Source organism: Stenotrophomonas sp. CASM110 (genome assembly GCF_049384345.1).
Lineage (GTDB): Bacteria > Pseudomonadota > Gammaproteobacteria > Xanthomonadales > Xanthomonadaceae > Stenotrophomonas > Stenotrophomonas muris.
The window spans coordinates 1-10,344 of sequence record NZ_JBMRGI010000039.1; the positions used below are offsets into that span (position 1 = coordinate 1).

11 protein-coding genes and 3 tRNA genes are annotated in these 10,344 nt (G+C 66.7%); 3 read left to right on the forward strand and 11 right to left on the reverse strand.

The window, feature by feature from the left end; translation table 11 throughout:
• Positions 1-219: 219 nt before the first annotated feature.
• The 10 genes from VG561_RS20865 to VG561_RS20910 form a co-directional block, all read right to left on the reverse strand.
• A tRNA-Arg gene (locus VG561_RS20865) sits at positions 220-296 on the reverse strand.
• Positions 297-328: 32 nt separating this feature from the next.
• A tRNA-Arg gene (locus VG561_RS20870) sits at positions 329-405 on the reverse strand.
• Positions 406-463: 58 nt separating this feature from the next.
• Positions 464-540: transfer RNA gene (locus VG561_RS20875), tRNA-Arg, on the reverse strand.
• Positions 531-1,457, reverse strand: coding sequence for an alpha/beta fold hydrolase (locus VG561_RS20880; RefSeq protein WP_142234573.1), 927 nt, complete (start codon positions 1,455-1,457; stop codon positions 531-533). Before VG561_RS20880 ends, VG561_RS20875 begins: the two co-directional genes overlap by 10 nt.
• Positions 1,454-2,263, reverse strand: coding sequence for a bifunctional hydroxymethylpyrimidine kinase/phosphomethylpyrimidine kinase (gene thiD / locus VG561_RS20885; RefSeq protein WP_423179936.1), 810 nt, complete (start codon positions 2,261-2,263; stop codon positions 1,454-1,456). The genes VG561_RS20880 and thiD overlap by 4 nt, the downstream gene beginning before the upstream one ends.
• 107 nt (positions 2,264-2,370) lie before the next feature.
• A complete protein-coding gene (locus VG561_RS20890; protein WP_032957720.1) occupies positions 2,371-3,039 on the reverse strand; it encodes a YoaK family protein in 669 nt (222 codons plus the stop codon).
• A gap of 12 nt (positions 3,040-3,051) precedes the next feature.
• Complete coding sequence (locus tag VG561_RS20895; RefSeq protein ID WP_014646741.1) at positions 3,052-3,558, reverse strand: hypothetical protein; 507 nt, start codon at positions 3,556-3,558, stop codon at positions 3,052-3,054.
• Positions 3,555-4,955: a PhoH family protein gene (locus VG561_RS20900; protein ID WP_014646742.1), complete on the reverse strand. Its 1,401-nt coding sequence runs from the start codon at positions 4,953-4,955 to the stop codon at positions 3,555-3,557. Before VG561_RS20900 ends, VG561_RS20895 begins: the two co-directional genes overlap by 4 nt.
• 84 nt (positions 4,956-5,039) lie before the next feature.
• A complete protein-coding gene (locus VG561_RS20905) occupies positions 5,040-5,519 on the reverse strand; it encodes a peroxiredoxin (protein WP_014646743.1) in 480 nt (159 codons plus the stop codon).
• Positions 5,520-5,610: 91 nt separating this feature from the next.
• Positions 5,611-6,171 (reverse strand): glycine cleavage system protein R, encoded by a 561-nt coding sequence (locus VG561_RS20910; protein ID WP_005409051.1) that lies wholly within the window; start codon positions 6,169-6,171, stop codon positions 5,611-5,613.
• Positions 6,172-6,334: 163 nt separating this feature from the next.
• Here VG561_RS20910 and dapA point away from each other — a divergent pair, with 163 nt between their 5' ends.
• Positions 6,335-7,228 carry a 4-hydroxy-tetrahydrodipicolinate synthase gene (gene dapA, locus VG561_RS20915; protein ID WP_014646744.1) on the forward strand — a complete coding sequence of 298 codons (894 nt, stop codon included), beginning with the start codon at positions 6,335-6,337 and terminating at the stop codon, positions 7,226-7,228.
• 32 nt (positions 7,229-7,260) lie between these two features.
• Complete coding sequence (locus VG561_RS20920) at positions 7,261-7,776, forward strand: hypothetical protein (RefSeq protein ID WP_032960832.1); 516 nt, start codon at positions 7,261-7,263, stop codon at positions 7,774-7,776.
• 187 nt (positions 7,777-7,963) lie between these two features.
• Here the strand turns inward: VG561_RS20920 and fdxA are convergent, their stop codons facing one another.
• Entirely contained in the window at positions 7,964-8,287 is a 324-nt protein-coding gene (gene fdxA / locus VG561_RS20925; protein ID WP_005409054.1) for a ferredoxin FdxA, read from the reverse strand.
• 180 nt (positions 8,288-8,467) lie between these two features.
• Here fdxA and VG561_RS20930 point away from each other — a divergent pair, with 180 nt between their 5' ends.
• Positions 8,468-9,892, forward strand: coding sequence for a sugar porter family MFS transporter (locus VG561_RS20930; protein ID WP_014646746.1), 1,425 nt, complete (start codon positions 8,468-8,470; stop codon positions 9,890-9,892).
• Positions 9,893-10,344 lie beyond the last annotated feature (452 nt).

Below are 10,344 nucleotides of genomic sequence, written 5' to 3' on the forward strand. Positions count from 1 at the left end.
GGAAAGCGCACACGAGCAAGCGGCTGCCAAGCCTAGATGGACGTACTTGCGGCGTCCCCGCACTCCGACACCGCCCCGCCAACCCACGGAATGCCAGCTTCTGCTGTTGCCGTTGAGGTTGCCGGCCAGCGGCCGGCACTACCAGGGGTGCAGGGCGCAGCCCTGCCGAAAAACACGCATAAAAAAAACAGCAGGCCGAGGCCTGCTGTTTCGGTGTAATGGTGCGCCCGGAGAGATTCGAACTCCCGACCGCCTGGTTCGTAGCCAGGTACTCTATCCAACTGAGCTACGGGCGCCAATTACATAAACTTGTTGTGCTGACTGTGTATGGTGCGCCCGGAGAGATTCGAACTCCCGACCGCCTGGTTCGTAGCCAGGTACTCTATCCAACTGAGCTACGGGCGCGCGGTACACAATCAAATTTTACTGCATTTCCAGCGGCGGATGCTGAAAACCTGTCGAGTGGTGCGCCCGGAGAGATTCGAACTCCCGACCGCCTGGTTCGTAGCCAGGTACTCTATCCAACTGAGCTACGGGCGCCCTGCGACAGGAGCGGAATTATGCGGATGTCGGCGCGTACCGTCAACAGTTTTGTGAAAATTTTCATCCAACTGAATGAAAAAGCGGTCCGCCACAGCGTCAGGGGCCTTCAGCCAGGCGAAATGATCGGCACGCGTGCCCAGTTCCTGCGCCGACAGCACGCGCAGCTGCGCGTCCACATTCGGCAGCTTGGCCAGCAATGTCTGCATCGATCCGGTCGGTGCCAACCAGTCGTGTTCCATCAACACCGCCTGCGCGCTGCCATGCACGCGCGCCATCTGTGCGTCGAGGTCTTCGTCCATGCCGGCCGCGGCATAGTGGTTGTTCAGGCCGACGCGCGCCCAGTCGGCGATCAGTCCGCGCGCTTCGGTGCCGCCGAAGCCGAGGCGCCGGCCATGCAGCACGCCCTGGCGCTGTGCGATCCACGGCAGGAAGCGGTAGACCAGTGGCAGCAGCCAGCCGCGCGGTGGCGGGAAGCCGCGCCAGAACGGTGAGCCACTGGCCGCCAACCACAAGCGGTTGAAGTGCTGCGGATTGCGGCCGGCATGCACGCAGGCCAGCTGACCGCCGAGGCTGTGGCCACCGATGATCCAGGGCAGCGCGCCGGCCTCGTCATCCGCCGCGACAAGGACCGCCTGGCTGGTGGGCAGATCCTGTTCGAGTACCTCGCGATAGCCCCAGTCCTGCGTGCGCGACGGCCGCAGTGAGCTGCTGCCATTGCCGCGCCACTCGTGCAGGTACACCGCCACGCCCTTCGCCGCCAGCGCCTGCGCCAGCGGCAGGTAGTGGCGCGCGGCCACGCCCAGTGCAGGCAGCCACAGCAGGCGCGCGATGGGCTGTGCAGGCACGCAGGCAATCACTTCATAGCGATGGCCATCAGCGCACTGCACGGCGAGGACGTCCGGTGTGAGGCTCATGCGTGTGGTGCCGCGCCGAAGTGATCGAGCACCAGCACCTCGCTGCGACCGGGGGCATAGCCCTGCTGCAGGCCGCGTGCAACGTAGTCGATACCGGCTTCGCAGGCATTGGCCAGGCTCAAGCCCTTGCACAGTTGCGCGGCGATGGCCGAGGCCAGCGTGCAGCCGGTGCCATGTGCGTCCAGCGGCAGGCGGGCATGGATGAATTCTTCGCTGCTGACGCCGTCGAAGTAGCGGTCGATCACGCGGTTGCCTTCCTGCAGATGGCCACCTTTGAGCAGCACCGCACCGGCGCCCAGGTCGAGCAGGGCGGAGGCCGCCCGTTCGGCGTCGTCGCCGTTGCCGATCTTCCGTCCGACCAGCAGCTCTGCTTCCGGCGTGTTCGGGGTGATCAGCGTGGCCAGCGGGACCAGTCGCTCGCGCATCGCCTGCAGGGCGCTGTCTTCCAGCAGGCGCGCGCCGCTGGTGGCGACCATCACCGGGTCCAGCACCACGTGTGGCGGGCGATGGCGCTCCAACGCATCGGCGACGGCATTGATCACCTCGGCGTTGGCCAGCATGCCGAGCTTCACCGCGTGGATGTCGAAGTCGTCGAAGCAGGCGTCCAGTTGCGCGCGCAGGAAATCGATCGGCGGCACATGCACGGCGATGACGCCGCGGGTGTTCTGCGCGGTCAGTGCGGCGATCGCGGAGAGGCCGTGCACGCGATGCGCTGCAAAAGCCTTCAGGTCGGCCTGGATGCCGGCACCGCCGCCGGAGTCGGAGCCGGCGATGGTGAGGGCGGAAACGGGAGTGGTCGGGCTCATCCAGCGATTGTGCCGTGGTCACCGTAAAGGCGGTAGCGTCGCCGCTGATAGATGGGGTCAGATCCCTTTACCGCAGGCAAAGGGATCTGACCCCTGGAGCGCCGCCCTCAATGCCGCCAACGCGCCCACTGCTGGTACAGCACATAACCCAGTCCGGTCAGGCCGGTCAGCAGGGCGGGGGCAAGCAGGGCGTCGTACTGCCAGCGCACGAACAGCCAGGCGCCGAGGATGCCGCCGGCGAGGAAGCCGCTGATGATCAGGCCGCTGAGGGTCAGTCGACGTACCTGCAGTGGCAACCCGCGCAGCAGGTGGCCCAAGCCGATGCCGAGGTCGGTGAACATGCCGCTGAGGTGGGTGGTGCGCACCACCGCGCCGCTGAAGGTGGTGGCCATCGCATTCTGCAGGCCGCAGGCCATGGCAGCGGCCAGTGCACCCCATATCTGGTGCCGTTCGAACAGCGGAATGGCTACCAGCAACAGTGCTGACTCCAGCGCCAGCGCCACGCCGTAGCGTCGGCCCAGCTGCAGGGTGCTGTCCTGGATCAGCAGGCCGCTGAGCATTGCGCCCAGCGAGAACGCGATCAGCAGTCCCCACAGGTGTCCGACCGCGCGCCAGTCACCCTGGGCCAGTGCCATGCCGAGCTGGCTGGTACTGCCGGTCATGTGGCTGACCGCCTGGTGCTCGAAACCGAGGAAGCCGACCACGTTGACCATGCCGGCCACGCACGAGAGCGCGACCGCGCCGATCCAGACCCAGGTGGGCAGGCGTATTCCCATCGGCGGGGCCCCTCAGGGCCCGCCGAAGCCGCCGTTGAACTGCAGCTCGCTGAAGGTGTTGCTGGCCGGGTCGAACACCGCGCCCCAGAACTGCGCGCCGCCATCGCAGACGCGGATCGCTTCGCGGGCCGGATTGATGCCGCTGTCGTCGGGCAGGTGGAAGGCATTGATGTAGATCAGGCGTCGGCCTGCGCTTTCGATGCCGACGTACTGCCGGTCAAAGTCGAGCACCTTCGGCACCTGGGCCTCCAGCGAAGACAGATTCGCTTCCAGCTGGTCGATCTGCTGCCGGCTGGGTGCCCAGTAGCCGCTGACCCGCCCGGCCTCGCGGCCGGGGCTGGGCCGCGAGCAGGTGTCGAGCACCTGCGCGGCGATGATCGGGCGGGTGACCACCCAGGACTGGCCGGTGCGCTCGGCGGTGGGCACACTGGCCGGGCCGCGCGTAGTGGTGCAGGCGCCCAGCACGGCTGCGAGGGTGATTGCAGCCGTGGGCAGCAGCAGGCGGGTGCGGCGGTTCACAACACCTCCGAAGCGTAATCGGCCAGGCGCGAACGCTCGCCACGGCGCAGGGTGATGTGTGCACTATGCGGCCAGTTCTTGAAGCGATCCACCGCGTAGGTCAGGCCCGAGGTGGTCTCGGTCAGGTACGGGGTGTCGATCTGCTCGACGTTGCCCAGGCAGACGATCTTGGTGCCGGGGCCGGCGCGGGTGATCAGCGTCTTCATCTGCTTCGGGGTGAGGTTCTGCGCCTCGTCCAGGATCAGGTAGCGCGACAGGAACGTGCGGCCGCGCATGAAGTTCATCGAGCGGATCTTGATGCGGCTGGCCAGCAGGTCGTTGGTCGCCTGGCGCCCCCACGTGCCGCCTTCCTGGTTGTGCGTGAGCACTTCCAGGTTGTCGGTCAGCGCGCCCATCCACGGCGTCATCTTCTCTTCTTCGGTGCCGGGCAGGAAACCGATGTCCTCGCCGACGCTGACCGTGGCGCGGGTCATGATGATCTCGCGGTAGCGCTGCTGGTCCATCGTCTGCGCCAGGCCGGCGGCCAGCGCCAGCAGGGTCTTGCCGGTGCCGGCGGTACCCAGCAGCGTGACGAAGTCGATCTCCGGATCCATCAGTGCGTTGAGGGCGAAGTTCTGCTCGCGGTTGCGTGCGCTGATGCCCCACACGGCGTGGCTGCCGTGGCGGAAATCATCGACCAGCGACAGCACCACCTTGCCGTCACCGACCACGCGGCTGACGCGCAGCTCGACTTCATCTTCGCCGGGCAGGTAGACGTACTGGTTCGGGTACCACTCCTCGCCGTCCTGCGCCTGGATTTCGTAATGGGTACGGCCCTTGTCGCTCCAGCTGCGCAGGTCGTCGCCGTGGCGCTTCCAGAAGTCTTCCGGCAGCTCGGTAGCGCCGGTGTAGAGCAGGCTGAAATCGTCCAGCGCGCGGTCGTTCTCGTAGTCCTCGGACACGATGCCGGCGATGGCGGCCTTGATCCGCAGGTTGATGTCCTTGGAGACGAACACCACCGGCAGGTCGGGGGTTTCTTCCTTCAGGGCCAGGATCGCGCCGAGGATGGCGTTGTCCGGGATCACCTTGCCGAAGCTCTTGCCAGCGTCGAAATGGCTGGTCTGGAAGCGCAGCTTGCCGGCGCTCTGCTTGCCGCGCAGCTGCAGCCCATTCGGGCGCTGCAGCGGAATGCCGTCGGCGAGGTTGTCCAGGCCGGAGGCCTGCACCAGCTCGTTGAGGAAGCGGCTCACCTGGCGGGCGTTGCGGCTCGCTTCGGAGGTGCCCTTCTTGCCGTTGTCCAGCTCCTCGATCACCTGCATGGGCAGGTAAACGTCGTGCTCCTCGAATTTGAACAGCGCGGTCGGATCGTGCATCAGCACGTTGGTATCCAGCACGTAGATGCGCTTGCCTCGGGTCATCGTCGATTCCTGGTTACGGACAGGGAAAAACCACCACGGCCTGCTGCCTGGCAGGGTGATGGCAGACACAGTAGGCAGTGGGACTCACTTGGACTGGGAGGCCTTCAGTTCGGCGAGAACGGCATCGGCATGGCCGGCGACCTTGACCTTGCGCCAGGACTGCACGATGCGGCTGTCGGGGGAAATCAGGAAGGTGCTGCGTTCGATGCCACGTACCTGCTTGCCGTACATGTTCTTCATCTTGATCACGTCGAAGGCGCTGCACAGCGCTTCGTCGCCATCGCTGACCAGGGGGAAGCCGAAGCCCTGCCTGGCACAGAAATTGTCGTGCGACTTCACCGAATCGCGCGAGACGCCCAGCACGACCGCGCCGGCCTTCTTGAACTTCGGCAGCAGCGCGTTGAAGTCGATGCCTTCGGTGGTGCAGCCGGGAGTGCTGTCCTTGGGGTAGAAGTACAGCACCAGCCACTGGCCGGCATAGTCGCCGAGGGTGGCCTGGTCGCCACCGGACAGCGCCAGCGGCAGGGAGAGGGTGGTGCTGTCCAGGGTATCGCCGTTGTTCATGAGGTCCTTCTGTCGAGCCTGGGTTCTTTCCAAGACAATTGCATGAAACGCCACGCGCCCGTGAGAGGCGCGCGAAAAATCAGGAATTCATTCAGAACTTCATCGGGTCCATGATCGCGTCCAGGTTCAGGTGGTCGCAGAACTCAAGGAAATCGTCGCGCAGCGCGGCAATGTGCATGTTGGCCGGCACGCCGATGGTGACCTGTGCACTGAACATTTCCGCACCGGTCTGCATGGCGCGGTAGCGCGTGCTCTGCAGGTTCTCGATGGTGATGCCCTGGCGGTCGAAGAAGTCGGCCAGCTGGAACAGGATGCCCGGCTTGTCGGCGGCGATCACTTCGACGATGTACGGCAGCAGGTTGGACTGCGCCTGCTTGGCGGCGGTGCGGTACCAGACCAGCTTCAGGCCCTCCTCGCGCTCCAGCCGGGTCAGCATCGCCTCGAGCTTGGCCACCGAGTCCCAGGAGCCGGTGGCCAGGGCGGTGACCGAGACATCGCGGCCGACCGTGGCCAGGCGTGCGTCCACCAGGTTGCAGCCGCTGTCGGCGATGCGGCGGGTGACGGACAGCAGGGGGGACTCCGGATGCGTCGTATAGGCGTTGATCAGGAGGTGGTTTTCGCTCGGCGCGGGGCGCGGGGTGGTGTCGGTCAAGGCGATTCCGGGTAATGCATGCGTGAGTCTGAATGCCCGCCAGAGGCGGGGATCCACCGGTGTCCAGCATACTTGCCCGTGCTTTCGCGCCGCAAGTAACATTCAGGCCGCCCCCAGCCTTTCGTGGCGGGCGTTTCCCTTCCCAGCCAAGAGCAGCACGTCCTTGTCCCTTTCCGGCCTCATCACCGCGCTGGCGACCCCGTTCCGGGCCGACGGCGCCCTCGATCCCGATGGTTGGCAGCGCCTGCTGCACCTGCAACTGGAGGGTGGCGTCCATGGCGTTGTCGTGGCTGGCTCGACCGGCGAAGCGGCGACCCTGACCGATGCCGAGTACGACCAGCTGCTGGCCAGCGCCGTCGAACGCATCGGCGGCCGCATCCCGGTCATGGCCGGCACCGGCCTGTCGGGCACCGCCAAGACCATCGAACAGACCCGCCGTGCCGCCGCCCTTGGCGCCAGCCACGCACTGGTGGTCACCCCGCCGTACGTGCGGCCGACCCAGGCTGGCCTGATCGCGCACTATCGCGCGGTGGCCGACCAGGGCGGGCTGCCGGTCGTGCTGTACAACGTGCCCGGCCGTACCGGCTGCGACATGCAGCCGGAGACCGTGGCCGAGCTGGCCAGCCACCCCAATATCGTCGGCATCAAGGAAGCGGTGGGTGACACCGGCCGGGTGCAGGCGCTGCTGGCGCTGCGCAGCCCGAAGTTCGCCGTGCTCAGTGGCGACGACGGCACCGCCGCGCGTTCGATCCGGGCCGGCATCGATGGCCTGATCTCGGTCGGTTCCAACGTGCTTCCGGGCGCGTATCGCCGGATGTGCGAGCTGGCTGCCGCGCACGACCACGAAGCCACCGAGTCGTGGGACGCGCGCCTGCATCCATTCCATGATTTCTGTGGCGTCGAACCCAACCCGATCCCGGTCAAGGCGCTGCTGCGCCGCATCGGCATCGGCCATGACCTGCGCCTGCCGCTGCTGCCGCTGTCGGCAGCACATCATCCCGCGGCCGACCACCTTGCCGGCGACATCGCCGCCCTCGAAGCCCTTTCCAGCCACTGACCTTCCGTCTTGGTCTGACCCAGGAGATTCACATGCGTCAATCCGTTTCCACTGTCCGCGTGCTGTCCTACGCCCTGCTTGCTGTAGCGGTTGCGGCCGGCACCACCGGCTGCTTCAAGCGTGGCGTCAAGGGCGACTACGCCCTGGCCCCGGAAATGCGCCCGCTGGAAGTACCGCCGGACCTGAACCTGCCCAACGCCACCACCGACAACAAGGTGCCGACACTGGCCTCGGCCACCAAGCCGGCGGCGCCGGTCGCCGCAGCCCCGGCGGTGGGCAACACCGGTTTCACCATTGCCGGTGGCAAGGATGAAGCCTTCGCCAAGGTCGGTACCGCGCTGGAAGGCGTGGAAGGCGTGACCATCGCCAGCCGCGCGCAGCTGCTGGGCTCGTACGACGTGGCCTACGAAGGCAGCAACTTCCTGGTCCGCGTGGTGGCGGTTGATGCAGGTGCCTACATCTCCGCGGTCGACCCGCGTGGCCTGCCGGCCACCGCCGAAGCGCCGGTGAAGCTGATCGCCGCGCTGAAGGCGAAGCTGGCTCAGTAAGGGCCGCCCTGGTAGAGGCCGACCTTGGTCGGCGCTTCCGTGCCAACCAAGGTTGGCACCTACCGGAAGACGTGCCTTGGTAGAGGCCGACCTTGGTCGGCGCTTTTGTGCCAACCAAGGTTGGCACCTACCGAGAACAGAAAAGGGCGCCATGGGCGCCCTTTTCTGTTGCCGCCGCGGGCGCTTCTCAGCGCTCCAGCAGCTTCAGCTTGTCCGGCTTGCCGTCCCATTCGCCGGCGTCGGCGGGCGGGTCCTTGCGCACGGTCAGCACCGGCCACTCCTTCGCCAGCTCGGCGTTGAGGGCAACGAAGCCTTCCTGGCCGGCGGGGACGTCGTCCTCGGGGAAAATCGCGTTGACCGGGCACTCCGGCTCGCAGAGGGTGCAGTCGATGCACTCATCCGGGTCGATCACCAGGAAGTTCGGGCCTTCGTGGAAGCAATCCACGGGGCACACTTCCACGCAATCGGTGTGTTTGCACTTGATGCAGTTTTCGGTGACGACAAAGGGCATGGGCTGGGGGTGGATCGATTCCTGAACCCGCCAATTCTAGAACAGGTTGGCCCCCGGTGTCGGGATGGGACGGAAAACGGGCGTCTGGCAGGCGCGGCCATTGGCGGCACGGCAGGGCGTGTGCGAGGCTGCGCGACAACCGGTCCTGGTGGCCGGGCTCCCTTCCCAGCAGGATCGTCCATGTCCCAGGCCCCGTCCCGCACCGCCTCCCACGGTGGTGAAAACACGGCGTTCATCGTCCTGATCAGTTGCGTGGCCACGCTTGGTGGCTTCCTGTTCGGCTTCGACAGTGGTGTCATCAACGGCACGGTCGATGGCCTGCGCCAGGCCTTCAACTCCAGCGAGGCGGCGCTGGGTTTCGAAGTTGCCTCGATGCTGCTGGGCTGCGCGATCGGTGCATTCCTGGCCGGTTGGTTGGGCGACCGCCTGGGGCGCCGTGGTGTCCTGATCGTGTCCGCGCTGATGTTCCTGGTCTCGGCGCTGGGCGCCGGGGCGGCTCACGCGTCCTGGCTGTTCATCGCGGCCCGCGTGCTGGGCGGCTTTGCGGTGGGGGCGGCCAGCGTGATGTCACCGGCCTACATCGCCGAAGTCGCCTCGGCGCGCTATCGCGGCCGGCTGGCCACGGTGCAGCAGATGGCCATCATCTGCGGTTTGTTCGCGGCCTTCCTCAGCAATTACCTGCTGGCCCGCGCCGCCGGCGCCTCGACCGAGCCGCTGTGGCTGGGCCACGAAGCCTGGCGATGGATGTTCTGGATGCAGGCGCTGCCCTCCGCGCTGTTCCTGCTGTTGCTGCTGGTGATTCCGGAAAGCCCGCGCTTCCTGGTGCTGAAGGGCCGCCAGGGGCAGGCGAGTGTGGTGTTGTCGCGACTGTACGGCGAGGCCGCTGCCCGGGCCAAGCAGGCCGAGATCGAAGCCAGCCTGGCACAGGACCAGCACAAGCCGCGCTTCGGCGACCTGCGCAGCAGGGCTACCGGCAGGCTGCGCCCGATCCTCTGGGTGGGCATCGGCCTGGCCATGTTCCAGCAGCTGGTCGGCATCAACGTGGTGTTCTACTACGGCGCGGTGCTGTGGCAGGCGGTGGGCTTCTCTGAAAGCGACGCACTGCTGATCAATGTGCTGTCCGGCGCGCTGAGCATCGGCGCCTGCCTGCTCACCGTGCTGCTGATCGACCGCATCGGGCGCAAGCCGCTGCTGTGGGTCGGCTCGGTCGGCATGTCGGTGGCGCTGGTGCTGATGGTGGTGGCGTTTGCCAGCGGCAGCCTGGCCGGCGGGCGCCTGCAGCTGTCCGATGGCATGGGACGGCTGGCGCTGGTCGCCGCCAATGTCTACGTGGTGTTCTTCAACATGTCCTGGGGCCCGGTGATGTGGGTGATGTTGGGCGAGATGTTCCCCAACCAGATCCGCGGCCCGGCGCTGGCGGTGGCGGGTGCGGCGCAATGGACCTCGAACTTCGCGATCACCGTGACCTTCCCGATGCTGCTGGCCGGCATCGGCCTGGCCGGCGCCTATGGCATCTACGCGGTGGCGGCCATCCTCTCGATCGTCTTCGTGGTCCGCTACGTACGCGAGACCAAGGGCAAGGAGCTGGAGCAGATGGAAGGCTGACGGCGACTGGCTTCGGTTGCGTTCCGTTGGCGCCTGCTTGTCCAGAGTGTGAGGGGGCAGGCCGCCCTCTCCAGGACACGCAAGAGCCCATCCATGGTGCTCGATGGCGCCTTGCTCGCGTGCGCTGTCCTGCGCACTCGGCAAGACCAGGCTTGGGCTCCTGCCCAACCCGTCGGGCGCATGCGCCCAACCCATCGCGCCAACGGTCCTGGAGAGGGCGGCCTGCCCCCTCCTGACAGTTTCATGGTGCGTGCGGATGCGGCGAAGCGCTGGTCGGTTGTTGCCGCAGCTGGCGGGAAACCGTCCAGAGTTGGGTGGGGTCACCCAGGGCAGGACCCGTTGGCGCGATGGGTTGGGCGCATGCGCCCGACGGGTTGGGCAGGAGCCCAAGCCTGGTCTTGCCGAGTGCGCAGGACAGCGCACGCGAGCAAGGCGCCATCGAGCACCATGGA